The 18,760-nt window shown below is 73.2% G+C and carries 12 protein-coding genes and 1 tRNA gene; 3 read left to right on the top strand and 10 right to left on the bottom strand.

Annotation, left to right across the window (positions count from 1 at the left end; all coding sequences use genetic code 11):
• Positions 1-230 precede the first annotated feature (230 nt).
• The 7 genes from ACFYOY_RS37460 to ACFYOY_RS37430 all read right to left on the bottom strand — a co-directional run bounded on the left by ACFYOY_RS37460 (position 231) and on the right by ACFYOY_RS37430 (position 7,453).
• Positions 231-2,027, bottom strand: a complete 1,797-nt coding sequence (locus ACFYOY_RS37460) for a DEAD/DEAH box helicase (protein WP_351895792.1) — start codon at positions 2,025-2,027, stop codon at positions 231-233.
• A gap of 111 nt (positions 2,028-2,138) precedes the next feature.
• Positions 2,139-2,513 (bottom strand): Fic family protein, encoded by a 375-nt coding sequence (locus tag ACFYOY_RS37455; RefSeq protein ID WP_351895799.1) that lies wholly within the window; start codon positions 2,511-2,513, stop codon positions 2,139-2,141.
• Complete coding sequence (locus tag ACFYOY_RS37450; protein WP_020870939.1) at positions 2,513-2,710, bottom strand: Arc family DNA-binding protein; 198 nt, start codon at positions 2,708-2,710, stop codon at positions 2,513-2,515. Before ACFYOY_RS37450 ends, ACFYOY_RS37455 begins: the two co-directional genes overlap by 1 nt.
• A gap of 32 nt (positions 2,711-2,742) precedes the next feature.
• Positions 2,743-4,260 (bottom strand): MFS transporter, encoded by a 1,518-nt coding sequence (locus tag ACFYOY_RS37445; protein ID WP_351895809.1) that lies wholly within the window; start codon positions 4,258-4,260, stop codon positions 2,743-2,745.
• 455 nt (positions 4,261-4,715) lie between these two features.
• Positions 4,716-5,798: a YeiH family protein gene (locus ACFYOY_RS37440; RefSeq protein WP_388592092.1), complete on the bottom strand. Its 1,083-nt coding sequence runs from the start codon at positions 5,796-5,798 to the stop codon at positions 4,716-4,718.
• A complete protein-coding gene (locus ACFYOY_RS37435; RefSeq protein ID WP_351895819.1) occupies positions 5,795-6,391 on the bottom strand; it encodes a cysteine dioxygenase family protein in 597 nt (198 codons plus the stop codon). The genes ACFYOY_RS37440 and ACFYOY_RS37435 overlap by 4 nt, the downstream gene beginning before the upstream one ends.
• A gap of 156 nt (positions 6,392-6,547) precedes the next feature.
• Entirely contained in the window at positions 6,548-7,453 is a 906-nt protein-coding gene (locus ACFYOY_RS37430; protein WP_211125312.1) for a LysR family transcriptional regulator, read from the bottom strand.
• A gap of 180 nt (positions 7,454-7,633) precedes the next feature.
• On the opposite strand from ACFYOY_RS37430, the gene ACFYOY_RS37425 reads away from it, so the two are divergent.
• From ACFYOY_RS37425 to ACFYOY_RS37415, 3 genes are all read left to right on the top strand, one after another.
• Positions 7,634-8,509 carry an alpha/beta hydrolase gene (locus ACFYOY_RS37425; RefSeq protein ID WP_351895828.1) on the top strand — a complete coding sequence of 292 codons (876 nt, stop codon included), beginning with the start codon at positions 7,634-7,636 and terminating at the stop codon, positions 8,507-8,509.
• Between the two features lie 175 nt (positions 8,510-8,684).
• Positions 8,685-8,759, top strand: a tRNA-Cys gene (locus tag ACFYOY_RS37420).
• A 320-nt stretch (positions 8,760-9,079) separates the two neighbouring features.
• Complete coding sequence (locus tag ACFYOY_RS37415) at positions 9,080-13,153, top strand: amino acid adenylation domain-containing protein (protein WP_388592089.1); 4,074 nt, start codon at positions 9,080-9,082, stop codon at positions 13,151-13,153.
• 135 nt (positions 13,154-13,288) lie between these two features.
• Here ACFYOY_RS37415 and ACFYOY_RS37410 read toward each other — a convergent pair whose 3' ends face one another.
• The 3 genes from ACFYOY_RS37410 to ACFYOY_RS37400 are packed head-to-tail and all read right to left on the bottom strand — an operon-like array spanning position 13,289 to position 18,623.
• Positions 13,289-15,610: a xanthine dehydrogenase family protein molybdopterin-binding subunit gene (locus ACFYOY_RS37410; protein ID WP_093462213.1), complete on the bottom strand. Its 2,322-nt coding sequence runs from the start codon at positions 15,608-15,610 to the stop codon at positions 13,289-13,291.
• Complete coding sequence (locus ACFYOY_RS37405; RefSeq protein ID WP_388592087.1) at positions 15,607-17,727, bottom strand: 2Fe-2S iron-sulfur cluster-binding protein; 2,121 nt, start codon at positions 17,725-17,727, stop codon at positions 15,607-15,609. Before ACFYOY_RS37405 ends, ACFYOY_RS37410 begins: the two co-directional genes overlap by 4 nt.
• A complete protein-coding gene (locus ACFYOY_RS37400) occupies positions 17,724-18,623 on the bottom strand; it encodes a xanthine dehydrogenase family protein subunit M (RefSeq protein ID WP_043237255.1) in 900 nt (299 codons plus the stop codon). The genes ACFYOY_RS37405 and ACFYOY_RS37400 overlap by 4 nt, the downstream gene beginning before the upstream one ends.
• Positions 18,624-18,760: the final 137 nt, after the last annotated feature.

Raw genomic sequence — 18,760 nt, 5'->3', positions numbered from 1 at the left:
GCGAGCCGGTCCGCTTTGCGGAAGGGTTTGTCCAGAATCCGAGCAGAGCTGCCAAAGGGAACGACATGGGAGCATCCCGAATCACCCCGGTTCGTCCGGATTGACGAGGGGGCCGTGCGACCAGTTCATGAAACTTTTCGAAAAGGGGTTGCGCTGAGGCGGGGTCCACCCGCCTCAGCGCTTACGCATAAGGACGCGGATGCGGATGCGGATGCGGATGCCGATGCGCGTCACCGCATCCGCGTCGCCCACTCCTGCACCTTCTTGATCCGCTCACGGATCTGCCCCGCCGTCGCCTCCGCGCTCGGCGGGCCGCCGCAGACCCGGCGCAGCTCGGTGTGGATCACGCCATGCGGCTTACCGCTCTGATGGACATACGCGCCGACCAGCGTGTTGAGCTGCTTGCGCAGCTCCAGCAGCTCCTTGTGGGTGACCACCGGCCGCCGCTCCGCCGGGAGCTCCAGCAGATCCGCCTCCTCGTCCGGCTTCTTGCGGCTGTGCGCGATCTGCTTGGCCTGCCGCTTCTGGAGCAGCATCTGCACCTGGTCGGGTTCGAGAAGCCCGGGGATGCCGAGGTAGTCCCGCTCCTCGTCGCTGCCCGGATGCGCCTGCATGCCGAACTCGGCGCCGTCGTAGAGCACCCGGTCGAAGACCGCGTCCGACTCCAGCGCCTCGAAGGGGAGTTGGTCCTGTTCGCCGGTGTCCTCGTCCTGCTGCTTCTCAGCCTCCTCGAGGAGCTTCTCCTCCTCCGCGTACGGGTTCTCCTCCTCGCCGTCCTTCTTCGGCTTGTCCAGGACGTGGTCGCGCTCGACCTCCATCTCGCCCGCGAAGCCGAGCAGCATCGGGATGGTGGGGAGGAAGACGGACGCGGTCTCGCCGCGCCGCCGCGACCGTACGAAACGGCCGACGGCCTGGGCGAAGAAGAGCGGTGTGGAAATCGTGGTCGCGTAGACCCCGACCGCCAGCCGGGGCACGTCCACGCCCTCCGACACCATGCGGACGGCGACCATCCAGCGGTCGTCGGAGTGGCTGAAGTCCTCGATCCGCTGGGACGCCGCCGCCTCGTCGGAGAGCACGAGCGTCGCCTTGTTGCCGGTGATCTCGCGGATCAGCTTGGCGTACGCACGGGCCGAGTCCTGGTCGGCGGCGATGACGAGCGCCCCCGCGTCCGGGATGCCCTTACGGACCTCGGACAGCCGCTGGTCGGCGGCGCGCAGCACATTCGGCATCCAGTCGCCGCGCGGATCGAGCGCGGTGCGCCACGCCTGGGAGACGGCGTCCTTGGTCATCGGCTCGCCGAGCCGCGCCTCGAGTTCGTCGCCCGCCTTGGTGCGCCAGCGCATGTTGCCGCTGTAGGAGAGGAAGATGACGGGGCGCACCACACCGTCGGAGAGCGCGTTGCCGTAGCCGTAGGTGTAGTCGGCCGACGAGCGCCGGATCCCGTCGTTGCCCTCTTCGTAGGCGACGAAGGGGATGGGGTTGGTGTCGGACCGGAACGGGGTGCCGGTGAGCGCGAGCCGCCGGGTCGCCGGCTCGAACGCCTCCAGACACGCCTCGCCCCAGGAGCGGGAGTCGCCGGCGTGGTGGATCTCGTCGAGGATGACGAGCGTCTTGCGCTGCTCGATCCGGTTGCGGTGCAGCATGGGCCGGACGCCGACGCCCGCGTAGGTGACGGCGATCCCGTGGTACTCCCGGCTCAGCGGACCCGCGCTGTACTCCGGGTCCAGCTTGATGCCGATCCGTGCGGCGGCCTCCGCCCACTGCTTCTTCAGATGCTCGGTCGGCGCCACGACCGTCACCTGCTGGACGACGTGGTGGTGCAGCAGCCAGGAGGCGAGGGTCAGCGCGAAGGTGGTCTTACCGGCGCCGGGGGTCGCGACCGCGAGGAAGTCCCGCGGCTGCTCCTGGATGTACTTGTCCAATGCGCCCTGCTGCCAGGCGCGCAGCTTGCTCGCGGTACCCCAAGGAGCCCGGCCGGGGAAGGCGGGCGAGAGGTGATGGCTGGTGGAGGCGGCAGTAGTACTCACGGTCTCCGTCGGGCTGGCTCGGCGAGGTCGATCGGGAACCGCGTCAGCCTACCGGTGCCATCATTCACGCTCGGGGGTACGGGCTGATCCCACCCGAGGGTGGGATCAGACTCACATTCGGTTCGTGAACCGGGTCAGCCCCTCCGCGATCTTCGGCACGTCCAGCTCGCCCTGGCAGACGCTCAGCACGAAGCGCTCGGCCTCGTCGACGTCGAAATCCGCGCTGAGCGGATGCCCGTTGATGTGGAGGAAGACCCAGGTCGCGTACCAGGAGAGCCGCTTGTTGCCGTCCACCAGCGCGCGGTTGCGCGCCAGCGACTCCATCAGCGCCGCCGCCTTCTGCCACACGTCCGGGTAGGCGTCCTGCCCGAACACGCTCGCCTGCGGACGGGTGAGAGCGGACTCCACCAGCCCGTAGTCGCGCACCTCGTCGGCCCCGAGACGCTCGGCGAGGTTGAGCAGCTCGGGCAGGGTGAGGTAGTGCATCAGGCGAGCCTCCGGTTGAGTTCTTCGCTCGCCCGCAACACATGGGCGGCGGCCTCGTTGAATAGCCGGGAGTGCTCATTGATCGCAGCGATCACCGCGTCGTGGGCGAACGACTGCATGCTCCGGCCCTCGGCCTCCGCGCGCTTACGCAGGGCGTCGAGCTCTTCGTCCGTAAAGCGTAGATTCAGCGCAGCCATAAGCCGACGGTACCGCGTGGTACCACGCGGTACTAACGCATTTCGGGCCGCAACCGCGTCGTCACCCACGCCCCCACCAGCGCCACCGCCGTCATCGCCACGTAGACCGCCCCGAAGGCGGCCGGCTGGTGGGAGGCCGTCGAGCCGGCGGCGGCGATATCGCCGCCGCCGAAGGAGACGAAGAGGACACCGCTGAGGCCGACCAGCGTGATGTTGCCGAGCGCGTCGGAGACCTGGAGGGAGGCGGAGTTGCTGCCCGCGTCCTCCGGACGGGAGAGCTTCAGCAGCAGCACGCTCCCGCTGGAAATGGCGAGCCCCATCCCATAGCCGCCGATCACCCAGGCCACGGCCACGATCCAGGCCGGGACGGAGTCGATGAGGGCCAGGAGCACCGCGGCGATGGACACGGCGATGAGGAGCATGCCGAGGCCCATCAGCCGTTCGCGGTGCGGCTCCAGGCGGGGGCGGCTCTGGGTGTAGGAGCCCAGGGCCCAGGTGAGTCCGCCGCCGGTGAGGGAGAGCCCGGCGGCGGTCGCGGACAGGTCGCGCTGGGTCACCAGCATCAGCGGGACGAAGCTCTCCGCGCCCAGGAAGGACCCCGCCGCCACCCCGCGCAGCAGGATCACCGCCGGCAGCCCGCGCGCGGCGCGGAAGGTGCCCTCGGGGAGCAGCCGCAGTACACAGGGGACGAGCAGGGCGAGACCTGCGGCGGCCGGGACGAGCGAGAGCCAGCTGAGGTCCTGGCCCGCGTACTGCAGCAGCCCGGCGCCGGCCGCGACGGCGAGCGCGAGGAGGATGCGACGTCGGTTCATGCCCGCGGAGCGCTCGCTCGGGGGCAGAGCGCGCAGCGCGGGGAGCATCACCGCGAGCGGTGGCAGCACCAGCACCGGGATGGCCAGGAACACCCAGCGCCAGCCGACCTGTTCGGTGACGGTCCCGGCGGCGAGCGGGCCGACGATGACCGGCAGCACCCAGGCGGCGGAGAAGGAGGCCAGCACGGCGGGCTGCAGCCGCTGCGGATAGGCGCGGCCGACCACCACATACAGCGCGACGATCACCAGCCCGCCGCCTATGCCCTGCACCGCGCGCCCGCCCACGAACATCCACATCTGCTGTGCCGAACCGGCCACCAGCAGCCCGGCGGCGAACGCCGCGATCCCGGTGAACAGCGGCGCCAGCGGCCCCTTGCGGTCGCACCACTCCCCCGACAGCGCCATCGCGAACAGGCTCGCGGTGAAGTAGGCGGAGAAGGCGTACGCGTAGAGCTCCACCCCGTCCAGCGCTCGGGCCGCGACCGGCATCGCGGTGTTGACCGCGCTCGCCTCGAAGGCGATGAGGGAGACGACGGTGACGATGCCGAGGGTGAGGGCGCGGTAGCGCCTCCCCAGGACGGTGTCGCCGCCGGTGTCGCCGCCGCCCTCCAGGCCCAGGTCCAGGTCCAGGTCCAGGTCTCCGTCTTGCGGCTCGGGTGGGAGGGGGGACGCCTGGGGCGGCAGGGCGGCGCTGTCCGTGACGGCGGCGTCGGCGTCATGGGGGTCGCGAGGGGTCATGGCGTCAGAGTAAGTGGCGTTCGGGGACGTCACACCTGTCGCGGGACGGAGCCGCGCTCGGCCGTTGGCCCTAGGGCGCGCTGCCCACGACGCGGGCCGTGGCCCACACAACCCTGGCTTCGCCCCCGGCACCCACGGCTGCACGCCAGGCCCTGGCCGCACCCCGGTCCCCGGCCGAACCCCGGCACCCCCCGGCCCGGGCCTCGGCCGGGCCCCGACCCTGACCGTGCACCCGGCCCCTGGCCGCGACCCCGGCCGCACCCCGGCACCCCCAGCCGGGCCCCGACCCTGACCAGGCACCCGGCCCCTGGCCGCGACCCCGGCCGCACCCCGAGCCCCGGCCCCGCGGGCCCTCGCCGCGGGCCCTCGCCGCGCCCCCTGGCCCCACCCCGGGCCCCGGCCGTACGCCTGACCCTGGCCGCGACCACGCCCGGCACCCTGGGCCGCCCCCGGCCCTACGTGGTGAGCAGCACCCCCGCGTACGACGCCCCCGCGATCACCACCCACGCACACAGCCCCAGCGCCGCGACCCGGGCGCCGGTGCGGGTGAGCGAGGGGAGGTGGACGGCGCTGCCGAGGCCGAAGAGGGCGGCGGCGAGGAGGAGTTCCTGGGCCGTGGCGGCGGTGTCCAGCGTTGCGGTGGACAGGAGGTCCGTGCTGCGCAGGCCGGTCATCGCGAGAAAGCCGAGGACGAACAGCGGCACCAGCGGCGGCCGCCGCTTCGCCCCCTCGCCCGCCGCTCCCTCGCCCGCCGTCCCCTCGCCCGCCGCCGCCTTGGCGCGCCCCCGCGCCCGTACGGACGTCGCGAGCGCCGCGACCAGCGGGGCGAGCAGGGCCACCCGCACCAGCTTGACCAGCACCGCGTCGCCCAGTGCCGCCGGTCCTGCGGTCTGTGCGGTGGCCACGACCTGGCCCACGTCGTGCACGCTCGCGCCCACCCACCGGCCGAACGCCACGTCGTCCAGCCCCAAGGGGTGCTGAAGCAGCGGCAGGACGGCGATGGCGAGGGTGCCGCACAGCGTCACCAGCGCCACGGAGGTGGCCACGTCACGCTCATCGCTCTCCGACACCTCGCTCACCGCGCCGATGGCGGAGGCCCCGCAGATCGAGTAGCCGGTCGCGATCAGCAGCGGCTGATCGCCGCGCAGCCCCATCCGGCGGCCGAGCCACCAGGTGCCGCAGAAGGTGGCCGCGACCACGCCGAGGACCATCGCCACGGTGGCCCAGCCGAGGCCCAGCACATCGTTCAGGCTGAGCTTGAGGCCGAGCAGCACGATGCCGAGCCGCATCAGCCGCTTCCCGGCGAAGGACAGCCCGGCGCGGCAGACGCCCCGGACGAGTCCGCGCGCCCCCGGCAGATGGGCTGCGACGATGCCCAGCACCACGGCGGCGGTCAGCAGGGGTACGGCGGGGAGCAGCCAGTGGACGCCCCAGGCGGCCGCGACCCCGGCAGCGGCGAGTCCGAGCCCGTATGCCGTGGCGGGCGGCCGCCATCCGGCAGCCTGCCGCGCCCGTCCGGGCGCGGCGGTCAGCGTCACTGGCCGTCCGCCGTCGGAAGGCCGTGACCCTCGTCCGCCGTCGGAAGGTCGTAGACCCGCCGGACACTGCTGCCCAGGCGGGCGATGTCCGCCCCGTAGACGTGGATCGAGATCGCCTTCGTCCCGCAGGCGTTCCACACCCTGTGGATATCTCCGGGCGGCGCGAAACCGCACACCGCGCCCCGCGGGTTGACCACGTCCTCCACCGCGATCAGGCGCGAGCCCGGGCCGTCGGGGACGAGGCGGTAGCGCCGCTCGCGCTCCTCACCCTCGTGGACGCCGGTCACACACCAGGACACATGGTCATGGATCGCCGTGCGCTGACCGGGCAGCCACACCAGCGCGACGATCGAGAAGCTGCCGTCGGGCTCGGCGTGCAGAACGTGCTGGCGGTAGCGGTCGGGGTCACCCTCGCGCTGCTCGGGGGTGAGCAGATCGGCCGCGCCGAGGTGGGGCGCGAGTCGCTCGCCGACCAGATAGGCGGTCACATCGGGCGCCAGCCCCCGGTCGACGGCCTCGCGGACGTCGCCGACGAACTCGCCGAGGCGTGCCGTGAGAAGACGGGAGGACGGATACGCGGTCGGGGTGCTCATGCTGGCAGCGTCCTGCCGCCCACTCCATCACGTCCAACGACAGGTTGTTGAGCCATCCCCAAGCGCTGCTTATGGATGACGTTGATGGACGACGGGCTGATGGACGGTGCCTCTATGGATGGCGCTTATGGACAAGCGGTCAGCGCACGGCCGGGCTCAGCATCCGACCCGGTTCCCCGCCACCGTCTTCAGTTCCTCCAGCACCCGCGCGGTGGCCGGTATCTCCAGGTGTTCGCGCAGCACATACGCCGAGACATGGCGGCGCGAGGCGGGGTCCAGGGCGCGCCCGGTGACCTTCTGGTGGCACAGGAACGAGAGCACCAGCCCTGGCATCATCGCCACGCCCAGCCCCGCCGCGACCATGCTCTGCACCACCAGATTGTCGTCGGTGGTGAAGGCGATGTCCGGGGCGAAGCCCTGCTCCGCGCATTCGTGCAGGAAGTTGGCGCGGCACCGCAGACACCCGGCGATCCAGCGCTCCTCGCTCAGCTCCGCCAGCTTGACCGCCCGCCGTCTGGCCAGCGGATGCCCGGTCGGCAGCAGCACCGTCAGCTGGTCCTCCAGCAGCGGGATCTCCACCAGCTCGGCGGGGGTCTCCTCGCGCAGCCCGGGATAGGTGAAGGCGAGCGTGATGTCGCACTCCCCGCGCACCACCCGCCCCAGCGAGTCAGGCGGCTCGCCCTCCAGCAGCTCCACCCGCACCCCCGGATGGGCGGCGGCGAGCCGGGCCATGGCCTCGGGGATGAGGGTCGCGTTGGCGCTGGGGAAGGCGCAGACGCGCACCCGGCCCGAGCGCAGCCGGGTGATGGCGCTCATCTGCTGCTGGGCGGTGGAGATGCTGGTCAGGATGGTGTCGGCGTGTCGGGCGAGGGTCTCCCCCGCCTCGGTCAGCCGCATCCCCCGGCCGACCCGGATGAACAGCGGACTGCCCACGGCCCGTTCCAGCGCCTTCATCTGCTGGGTGATGGCCGGCTGGGTATAGCCGAGCGCGCGGGCGGCTCCGGAGTAGGAGCCGGAGCGGACCACCTCGTGGAACGTCTTGACGTGCCGGGAATCGAACACATTCGCATCATACGGAGAAGCGGACGGAAACCATAAGCGTAATTTGGGTCCGCACAAGATCGCCCCAACCGAAGCTTTTGCGTCATGCGGACCGCCGCCCACGGCTCATGCGCCACACCCGGCACACCACGCCCCCGGTCAAGCACGGTCAAGATGACGATGCTGGGGCAAGCTGACTCCATGCCGCACTACACCTCGTACGACGGAACCGAGCTGGCCTACCGCGTCCTGGAGGCCCGGGACGGCTCAGCGGGGCCGCCGCTGATCTGCCTGGCGGGCGGGCCGGGGCGCAGCGCCGCGTATCTGGGCGACCTCGGCGGGCTGAACGCCCATCACACCCTCGTCATCCCCGACAGCCGCGGCACCGGGGACTCCCCGCCGGCCGTCGACCCCAGTGGCTACGCCTTCCCGGGGCTCGCCGAGGACCTCGAGGCGCTCCGCCGCCACCTGGACCTCGCCCGCTTCCCACTGCTCGCCCATGACGCGGCCGCCGCGACGGCCCAGGCGTACGCGGCCGCCCACCCCGAGCGGCTCGCCCGGCTGATCGTGGTGTGCCCGGGCGCGCGACTGCAGGGCGAACTCCCCGAGGACGCCCGGGAGATCTTCGAGTCCCGCGCCGACGAGCCCTGGTTTCAGGAGGCGTATACGGCGGTGCAGCTACTGCCCGACACCACCGACCTCGCCGAGATGCGCAGGCTGCTGCTCCAGGCCGCCCCCATGGCCTACGGCCGCTGGGAGGAGCCCCAGCGGGCGCACGCCGAGAGCGAGGGCGAGCAGCTGGGTCCCGTGGCGCGGGCCGGTTTCTGGCAGGGCGTCGACGAGGCGGGGCGGCGCGCGGTGCTGGCCCGGCTGCGCGAGGTGCCGTGCCCGGTGCTGGCGATCACCGGCGACCGGGACGCGGTGACCGGGATGCGGGCCGGGGAGCTGGTCGCCGAGTCCTTCCCGGACGGACGGGTGCGGCCCCTGCCCGGGGTGGGCCACTATCCGTGGGTCGACGACCCGGATCTCTTCCGCCAGGTGGTCGAGGACTTCCTGGCGGATCGCCCCGCGCCGTGAGCCGGGGCCCGGCCGCCCCCGGACGGGCGTATCCGGACGGGCGTATCCGGGCGGGCGTATCCGGGCGGGCGTATCCGGCGGCCATGAACGCAGTGTGTCAGTCGTATGGCAGCCCCCGCCTCGGCGTTGTGCCCGCCCCACCCCCGTCCTATCGTCGGGAACAGAGCACGACATCGGCCGTGTGCCCGAGTGGTTGAGGGGCTCGACTGCAAATCGAGTTACGTGGGTTCGATTCCCGCCACGGCCTCCACACACCTTGCGCGGGCGCCCTCAGGGGCGCCCGCGCAATGGGTTGCCGCTCGGTGAACTCTCGGACATGCTCTGGACACATGCGCCCTCCTGGCGCATGCTCATCCACGCCATCCAGCCACCTCGGCGCCAGGGATACCCCAGGTAAATCCCTAGGACTTCGGCGATTTTCACACTCTCGCCACCGAACGGTCTCCTGACCCCCTCACTGAGTGCAATTGCGTCTCATAGGGTCAGTGTGGTGCCTGCGGCCGCGCGGAAAACGACTCCCGGTCGGCAGGCACCTTTTTCGACCGTGGTTCCATCCTCAATGGGGGAAATGTGCAGCCCGCCGCACCGGCCGCCCGTCTGCCGCTCTCGACCGGCCAGAGTGAGATCTGGTTCATTGAGCAGCTGGAGCCGCCGGAGAGCACCACCTTCAGGGTCGGCGAGTACCTGGAGATACAAGGACCGATAGACACCGAGATATTCGAGCGGGCGTTGCGCCGGGCCGTGGCGGAGGCCGAGCCCTACAACGTGCGGGTCGGCGAGGACGACGGGGAGCCCTGGCAGATCCTGGACCCGGTGACCGACTGGGAGCTGCCGAAGCTGGACCTCACCGGCGAGGACGACCCCTGGGCCGTGGCCGAGCGGTGGATGAAGAACGACCTGGCCACGGGGGCGCTCAAGCTGGGCGACTACCCCGCGTTCTCGTTCGCCCTGCTGAAGGTGGAGCCCGAGCGCTTCCTCTGGTACCAGGGCACGCACCACATCGTGTCGGACGCCGGATCGGCCGCCCTGCTGGGCCGGCGGACCGCCGAGGTGTACACCGCGCTCATGGCGGGGACCGACCCGGCCGAGGGGGAAACGGTCTTCGGCTCCCTGCAGGCGATGGTGGACCAGGACGCGGAATACCGGGCCTCGCCGGATTTCGCCAAAGACCGCGCGTACTGGCTGGAACACGTCGGCGATTCCCCGCGCCCGGCGCGGCTTTCCACCCACCCCACCAGGGAACTTTCCACCGTCCTGAGGCAGACCGCCTACCTGACCGAGGAGGAAGCGGTCGAGCTGCGGGCCGCCGCGCGTAAATACGCCACCCACTGGTCGGCTATGATCATCGCAGCGACCTCCCTTTATCTGCATCGATTGACCGGTAAATCGGACATCATTCTCACGCTGCCGATCTCGGGCCGTACCGATGCCACCGCCCGCGCCATTCCCGGGATGTTCGCCAATGTGGTGCCGCTGCGTATACAGGTGCGCGCCGATATGCGAATACGGGAGCTGGTACGGCAGATCTCACGGGAAGTCAGGCAGGCCCTGCGCCATCAGCGTTACCGCCGTATCGACCTGGCCCGGGATCTGCGACTTCCGGACGGCGGAAACGGATTGCTCGGCCCGCACGTCAACATCATGACGTACGACTACGACTTCCACTTCGCCGGTCACCGGGTCAAGGGCCACAACCTCTCCAACGGAACCGTCGAGGACCTCTCGATCATGGGATACGACCGGTCCGACGGGACCGGTATCCGGATCGACCTCAACGCCAATTCCAACCTCTACACCGAGGACGCCCTCATCGCCCACCGGGAGCGCTACCTCGGCCTGCTGCGCTCCCTCTCCGACACCTCGGACCTGCAGCGCACCGTCGGCTCCCTGGAACTGCTGTCCGCCGAGGAGCGCCGGCGGGTCCTGGACGCGCCGGGCGAGACGGCGCATCCGACCTCCGGCGCCCTCCTCCCGGAGCTGCTGGCGGCCCAGGCCGCCCGGACCCCCGACGCCCAGGCCCTGGTCTGCGATGACACCGTGCTCAGCTACGCGGAGCTGGACCGGGCGGCGAACCGGCTGGCCCGGGTGCTCATCGCGCGCGGCGCCGGGCCCGAGCGCATCGTCGGCGTGGCTCTGCCCCGCTCCGCCGACCTGGTCATCGCGCTGATCGCGGTACTGAAGACGGGGGCCGCGTATCTGCCCCTGGACCTGGACTACCCGGCCGAGCGGCTGGCGTACATGCTCGACGACGCGGGCCCCGCCCTCGTCGTCACCCGCGCCGACAGCGCCGGGGCGCTGCCCGCGCGCCACGGTGTGGGGCGGCTGCTGCTGGACGTCGTGGACATCACGGGCGCCCGGGGCGCGGCGCACGTTTCCGCTCCGGCGGTGGCGATCGACCCCGAGCACCCCGCGTACATCATCTACACCTCGGGCTCCACCGGCCGTCCCAAGGGCGTCCTCGTGCCCCACCGGGCCGTCGCCAACTCCCTGGAGTGGATGCGGGACGCCTACCACCTCACCCCCGGGGACCGGATGCTGCAGAAGACCCCGGCCGGGTTCGACGCCTCGGTCTGCGAGTTCTTCCTGCCCCTGCTCAGCGGCGCGGCCCTGGTGGTCGCCAAGCCCGGCGGCCACAAGGACCCGGCGTATCTGGCGCGCACGGTGCGCGAACAGGGCATCACCGCACTCCAGTTCGTACCGTCGATGCTCCAGGCGTTCCTCGCCGACCCGGACGCCGCCGACGCGTGCGCGGGCATCCTGCGACGGGCGTCCAGCGGCGGTGAGGCGCTGCCGCGCGAGACCGCCGAGCGGTTCCACGAGCGGTTCCCCGGCGTGCCGCTGAACAACCTCTACGGGCCCACCGAGACCACCATCCAGATCGCCCACCACCCCTCCGCGCCCGGCGGTGAGGGGCCGGTGCCGATCGGCCGGCCGGTGTGGAACACCCGGATGTACGTCCTCGACACCGCCCTGAAGCCCTGTCCGGCCGGGGTCACCGGCGAGCTGTACGTGTCCGGGGCGCAGCTGGCCCGCGGCTATCTGGGCCGACGGGCCCTGACCGCCGAGCGGTTCGTCGCCGACCCCTACGGCCCGCCCGGCACCCGGATGTACCGCACCGGCGATCTCGCCCGCCGGCTGCCGGACGGCGACGTCGAGTACGTGGGTCGCACCGACGGCCAGGTCCAGCTGCGCGGTTTCCGCATCGAGCTGGGCGAGGTCGAGGCGGCGCTGCGGACGCTCCCCCAGGTCGCCGAGGCCGCCGCGGCGATCCGCACCGACCGGCCCGGCGACCAGCGGCTGGTCGCCTATGTGACGTCCGCCGGGGACACCCCGCCGGACGCCGCCACGGCCCGCGAGGCCCTGGGCGAGGTGCTGCCCGAGCACATGGTGCCCAGTGCGGTCGTGGTGCTCGGCACCCTCCCCCTGGACGCCAACGGCAAGCTGGACCGGGCCGCGCTGCCCGCGCCCTCCTTCGAGGCCGCCACGGGCGGCCGCGCGCCCCGCACCCCGCGCGAGGAGACACTGTGCGCGCTCTTCGGCGAGGTCCTGGGGGTCGACGGCGTCACCATCGACGACGACTTCTTCCTGCTCGGCGGCCATTCACTGCTCGCCTCCAAACTGGCCAGCCAGGCCCGCGCCGCGCTGGCCACCGAGCTGTCGATGCGCGACCTCTTCGAGGCGCCGACCGTCGCCCGGCTGGCGGCCCGCCTGGACGCCGCGGGACCGGCCGCGGCGCAGCGGCAGCAGCCGCTGGACATCCTGCTGCCGCTGCGCGGCGAGGGGCAGCGCCCGCCGCTGTTCTGCGTCCACCCCGGCGGGGGTCTGGGCTGGTCGTACACCGGGCTGCTCCGCCATCTCGCCCCGGACCAGCCGGTGTACGCCCTCCAGGCGCGCGGGCTGACCGAACCGGACATCCTCCCGGCGAGCGTCGAGGAGATGGCCGCCGACTATCTGCGGCAGATCCGGACCGTCCAGCCGGCCGGTCCGTACCATCTGCTCGGCTGGTCCTTCGGCGGGCTGATCGCGCACGCCATGGCCACCCGGCTGCAGGCCCAGGGCGAGGAGGTCGCCGTACTGGCCGTGGTCGACGCCTACCCCGACAACGCCCAGGCGCTGCCCGAGGCACCGGAGCTCAGCAAGCGTCAGTGGCTGGGGGTGCTGCTCGACGACATCGGGGGCGGCGACATCTTCGCCCCGGGCTGGCTGGAGGCGCACCCCGACGGGGCGGACGGCACCGCCGACCTGGTGGCGGACCTCTGCCGGGAGACCGGGCTGCCCGCCCGGCTGCTGGAGGGCGAGACCAGCTTCCCGCTGCTCGACATCCTGCTCAACGACCAGGAGCTGATGCGGAAGTTCGCGCCCGAGCGGTTCCACGGCGACATGCTGCTGTTCTACGCGGCGGAGGAGATTCCCGGCTACCGGCGCGATCCGCTGCATGTGCCGGAATCCTGGCGCCCCTTCGTGGACGGCGCCCTTACGGTGCACGGCATCCCCGACCACCACTACCGGATGATGCGGGAGGAGTCCCTGGACCGGATCGGCCCGGTGGTGGCGGCGGCGCTCGAACCCGGCCGCCCCGCGCTCGGCACCGGCCGCCCGGCCGGGCGCGACCGCCCCGTGCTGAGCGCGGCCGCCATGCGCTGAGCCCGGAAGCCGGGCCCGGAAGCCGAGTACGAAGGCCGGGCCCGGAGAACGGGCGCCCCGCGACGGCGGGGCGCCCACGGCCGACGCCTTACGGACGCGTCGGCTGCCACGGCCGGCGTCTTACGGACGCGCCGGTTACGTGCGGTTGACGACCGCCGCCTGGGGGCGGATCGGGAGGCGGTTGACCGGACGGCCGGTGGCCGCGCGGACCGCCGCCGCCACCGCCGCCGGGGAGGTGACCACCGGCACCGCGCTGACCGGCTTGGCGCCGAAGGGGGCCACCACGTCCCGCTCCTCGACCAGCTTGACGATGCGGATGTCGGGGACGTCCAGGGCGGTCGGCAGGGCGTAGCCGGTCAGGTCCGGGTGGCGGACCACACCGCGCGAGGTGCGCAGGTTCTCGGTGAGCGCCGCGCCGATGCCCTGGGCGACGCCCGCCTCGATACGGGCCCTGAGCTGACGGGGGTTGAGGATCCGGCCCACGTCCTGGGCCACCGTCATGTCGACGACCCGTACCGCGCCGATCTCGATGTCGACGTCCACCACGGCGCGCACCGCGCAGTAGGCGAGCCCGACGAAGGCGTCACCCTGCCCGGTCTCGTCCAGCGGCTCGGTGGGATGCGGACGGCACTGCGCGGTGGCCCACAGCTCCTTGCCCTCCAGGGCCTCCTCGACGGTGGTGCTGAGCACCCCGTCATACGAGGTGATCTTGCCGTCGGCGATGCTGAGCAGCTCGGTCGACATGCCGAACGTATGCGCGAGGGGCTGCAGGAGCTGGGTGCGGACCATCTTCGCGGCCCGCTCGACCGCACCGCCGGAGACCCAGGTGTGGCGGCCGCGCGAGGCGGGCCCGGCCGGGGGCTGATCGGTGTCGATGGGCGCGATATGGACCTCTTCGATACCGAGGACGTCCTGGACGATCTGGCGGGCCAGGGTGGCGAAGCCCTGGCCGGTCTCGACTGCCGCGCAGATGACCGTGGCCACCGGGCCGGTGACCTTGACGGTGGCGGTGGAGACCTCGTCGGCCCCCTCGGCGCCGAGCATATGGACCATGCCCAGTGCGTAGCCGACCCCGCGCCGCACGGCGGCCGGGTCGCCCGCGCCCTCCAGGCCGCCCGGCAGCAGCCACTCCTCCTCCGGGTCGTCCTTGGGGAGGGCGGGCAGCGGTGCGTCCCTTACGGCCTGCAGCAGTTCGGCGACCGGCGCCGGGCAGGTGACGGTCTGTCCGGTGGGCAGCAGATCGCCGGTGGCCATCACATTGCGCATCCGGATCTCGACGGGGTCGATGCCCAGCTTGGCCGCCAGCTTGTCCATCTGGCCCTCGTACGCGGCGCACACCTGCATGGCGCCCTCGCCGCGCACATGGCCGGAGGGCGGGTTGTTGGTGCGCACGGCCCAGCCCTCGATGAAGGCGTGCGGGACGACGTAGGGGCCGCAGGCGAAGGAGACGGCGGCGGCCAGGGTGTCCCCCGAGGAGTCGGCGTAGGCCCCCGCGTCCAGCAGGATCTGCGCCTCGACCTTGACCAGCTTGCCCTGGGCGTCCGCGTGGTGGCGGTAGCGCAGCAGCGTGGGGTGGCGGTGGGCGTGGCCGAGGAAGGACTCCTCACGGGTCGCGGCCAGCTTCACCGGATGGCCGGTGCGCAGCGCCAGCAGCCCGAGCGGCAGCTGCATCCCCGGGTCCTCGCGCTCGCCCATGGCGCCGGGGACGCCGGTGACGACGACCTTCACCCGCTCCGGCTCCAGCCCGAAGCAGGCGGCGGCCAGGTCGCGGTCGGCGTGCGGATCGGTGGAGGCGGTGTAGATCTCCACCCCGCCGTCGGGGCGCGGCACGGCCAGGCCCGCCTCGGCGCCGATGGGCGCCGGGTCCTGACGGCCGATGCGGTACAGCCCCTCGGCGATGACCTCGCCGACCACGTCCGGATCGCCGAAGGACAGCGGGATATGGCGGACCAGATTGCCGTCGGGGTGCAGCGGCTCGGCGGAGAACGCCTGCTCGGGGTCGGTGACCGGCTCCAGCACCTCGTACTCGACGGCGATGGCGGCGGCCGCCAGCCGGGCCGTGTCGGGGTGGTCGGCGGCGACCGCAGCGATGGGCTCGCCGTGGTGGCGGACCAGGTCCTTGGCGAAGACCGGACGGTCGGCGACCCGGCGTCCGTGGGAGGCGTCGCCGGGCACGTCGGCGTGGGTCACCACGGCCCGTACGCCGGGCATCTCGACGGCCTGCGTGGTGTCGATGGAGACGATGCGCGCGTGCGGGTGCGGGGAGCGCAGCACCGCGGCCCACAGCAGCCCCTCGGCCCACAGGTCGGCCGCGTACGGGAAGGTGCCCGTGGTCTTGGCCGCCGAGTCGGCGGGCGGCAGGGACACGCCGAGGCCCATGGTGGACGGGGGCTGGATGGGCGTTCCGGCGGCGGGGGTGGCGGTGACGGCGCCCCCGCCGTCCGCGATTCCGGTCATGCCGATGCCCTTCCGCTACCGCTTCCGTTGACGCTCCCGTTGCCGGTGATGCCGTGCGGTCCCGTCTGGTGCGGGATACGGGCCGGGTCCTGGTGGGCGTCGGGTCCGCCGTCCGGCTCGGCCTGCGCCGCCTCGTCGGCGGCCTCGCGGCCCGCGACGACCTCGCGGACGGCGTCGAGGATCCCGCGGTAGCCGGAGCAGCGGCAGAGGTTGCCGGAGATCGCCTGGCGGGTCTCCTGGTCGGTGGGGGCGTGGTTGCCCTCGAGGAGGTCGTGCATGGTCATCGCGAGCCCGGGCACGCAGAAGCCGCACTGCACGGCCCCGCATTCGGCGAGCGCCCGCTGGACGTCGGAGGGCTGTCCGCCGGTGGCGAGGCCCTCGACGGTGCGGACCTCGCTGCCCGCGGCGGTGGCGGCGGGCACCAGGCAGGAGGCGACGAGCCGCCCGTCGACCTGGACCGAGCAGGCCCCGCACTCGCCTTGCGAGCAGCCGTCCTTGGCCCCGGCGAGGCCGAGGCGCTCGCGCAGGACGTAGAGCAGCGACTCGCCGATCCAGACGTCGGTGACGGGGCGGTCGGCGCCGTTGACGCGCAGCACGTAGGAGGCGAGCGGATGCTCGCTGTGGCTCGGCTGCTCATCGGCGGCCGGGGCCGCCTCGACGGAGACGGGGTCCGTAAGGGGCTCGGCGGGGGCGTCAGCGGCCTCGGGAGCGTCCGTCGGGGTCCCGGCCGGGGCGGGCGCCGCGGCGGCCTCAGCGGCCGCGAACTCGCCCTCGGCCGCAGCCGGTTCAGGCTCGGTCGCGGGCTCGGCGGGCTCCGGCTCGGCGACGTCCGGCAGCGCTTCGGCGGGGGCCGCCTCGGCGGCGCTCGGCGCGGCGTCGGGGGCGTCGGTGTGGCCTGCGCCGTCCTCGGGGCCGGGGTGCGGGGCGTGCCCATGGGCGTCGCCCGCGAACCGGTCGTCCGCGAAGGCACCGGGCCAGCTCGCCTCCTGGGGCAGCCCGGGCGCCGGGCTGCCGTGCGGCGGGGTCTCCAGCCCGGCGTGCTGACCGTCGACCGGGAACTCGCCGGAGCCCCCGGTGACCGGGCCGCCGGGCCGCCGCCCGGGGTCGTCGGCGGGCGTCCGCTCGCCGGGCGCCGGGCTGTTGTGGGGCGGGGTGCCACGGGGCGGGGTGTGCAGCCCCTGGTGCCCCTCGGCCGCGAACTCGCCCGCGTCCCCGGCGGAGGGCCCCGGCCACGCCGGGTCCTGGCGGTCGGGCATGCGCAGCCGGCGGCGGGCGGGCGGCTGCGTGGGCGCGGCCGACGGGGCGGACGCGGCCGGGCCCGGGTGGCCCTCGACCGCGTACTCCCCGGAGTCCTCCACGCCCTCCTCGGCGGCCGGAACCGACCACTGGCCGGTGTGTCCCTGCTGCTGCCCGGGCGGGGGCTGGTGCGGCTGGTGGGGCTGCTGCCGGGGCGCCGAGCCGGCGAAGGGCATCCGCAACTGGGCCGTCGTCTGCGGGTCCTGGGGGCCGTCCGCGTGGCCGCCGTACGGCGGGGCGGCCGGGCCGGGGTGGTCGTCGACCCGGTACTCACCGGTCTCGTCCACACCGTCGTCGCCCGCGACCGGGATGGTCCACTGGCTGGTCTGCACGGGCCCGCCCGCGCCGTTGTCGGACGAGGCGGGCACCGGCCAGTCGTCCACCGGCCAGTCGTCCACCGGCTCCTCGGCCGCCGGAGCCGGCCAGTGGCCGGTGTGCGGCGGGAGGTGGCCCTGCTGGTCCTCGGCGGGCACCGGCCACTGGACGGAGCCGTGCGGATCGTGCCGGCCGCCGTACAGATAGCCGCCGTCGGTCTCCGCGGTGGTCCAGTGCCCGGTCATGCCCTGGTCGTGGGCGGACGGCTGCCACTGGCCGCCATGGGACGGGTCACCGTGCCCCACGTCCATCGGCGGGGGCGCGTAGCCCGTGCCGGGCGCCGCGAGCGGGTCCCAACGGCCGGACGGATCGGTCGGGTCCGGGTGGGCGTAGTCGGGCGGCAGCTGTACGAACGCCGTCGACTCGGCGTCGTACTCCGGGCCGTGCGGCATCGGCTGCCATCCGCTCCCCGGATCCGGCCGGTGCGGCTGCTGTTCATCACTCACGCGAGTGCCCTCCCCAGAGCTCGGCGGGCCAGGGCCGCCACAGTACGCCTCAGGTGGATCGCGGCAGGTGGCAGGGGGACCGGCTCGCTTCCGTCCTGCGGCGGCAGCGGATCGGGGATGCACGCGGCGGCGACGTACTCGCCGAAAGCGGTGGTGACCTGCGGGTCGAGATGGCCGCGGTCGCCGTCCCAGTCGATGAGCGAGGCGACCCAGCGCTCGGCGTCCAGGGGGCGCAGCGGCATCGGCGCGACCGCCCCGACCGCACAGCGCACGCCGCGCCGCGCGGGGTCGAGGACGAGGGCGACGGAGGCGGTGGCCCGGCCGGGTCCGGTGCGCCCGGTGGCCTTGATGAAGGTCTGCGGGGCGTGCAGCAGCGGAACCCGGACGAATCCGACGAGTTCACCGGGGTTCAGCAGATCGACCCCGGCGAGCAGATGGCTGACCGGGATCTCGCGGCGGGACCCCTCGGGCCCGGCGATGATGACGGTGGCCTCCAGCGCGGCGAGCACCGGCAGCGCGTCGCCGGTGGGGGCGGCGGTGACGATGTTGCCGCCGAGGGTGCCGGCGTTGCGGATCTGCGGTGGTCCGGCGGCCCGCGCGGCCGCGGCCAGCGCCGGGATCAGCGCGGCGAAGTCGGGTCGGCCCATCCGGGCGTGGGTGAGTCCGGCGCCGAGGAGGGCGTGCCCGTCCAGATAGCGCCAGCCTCGGATTTCGCTGATCCGGCCGAGGCCGACGAGCGCGGCGGGCCGCAGCAGGCCGGAGTTGACCGCGGCCATCAGATCGGTACCGCCCGCCACGGGCACGGCGGCGGGCATGGCGGCCAGTGCCGCCACGGCCTCGTCGAGCGTGCCCGGCAACGTCACCGTGTGCGCCGCCTGCGGTGCGTGCGTGGTCAACCCAGCTGCCCCTTCCCCGGTGTCCCGGCTGTTGCGCCGTACGGTACGTGCTGACAGCCCGGACGTGGCAACTCTGGCACATCTTGCGAGCCCGCCGTCGCGGGGGTCCGTGATCCGTGGATCCGTCCCTGACCTGG

It is taken from the genome of Streptomyces sp. NPDC007875 (genome assembly GCF_042868035.1).
Lineage (GTDB): Bacteria > Actinomycetota > Actinomycetes > Streptomycetales > Streptomycetaceae > Streptomyces > Streptomyces antimycoticus.
The sequence above is the reverse complement of the archived record's forward strand: the minus strand, read 5'-3'. Positions and strand labels throughout refer to the sequence as shown.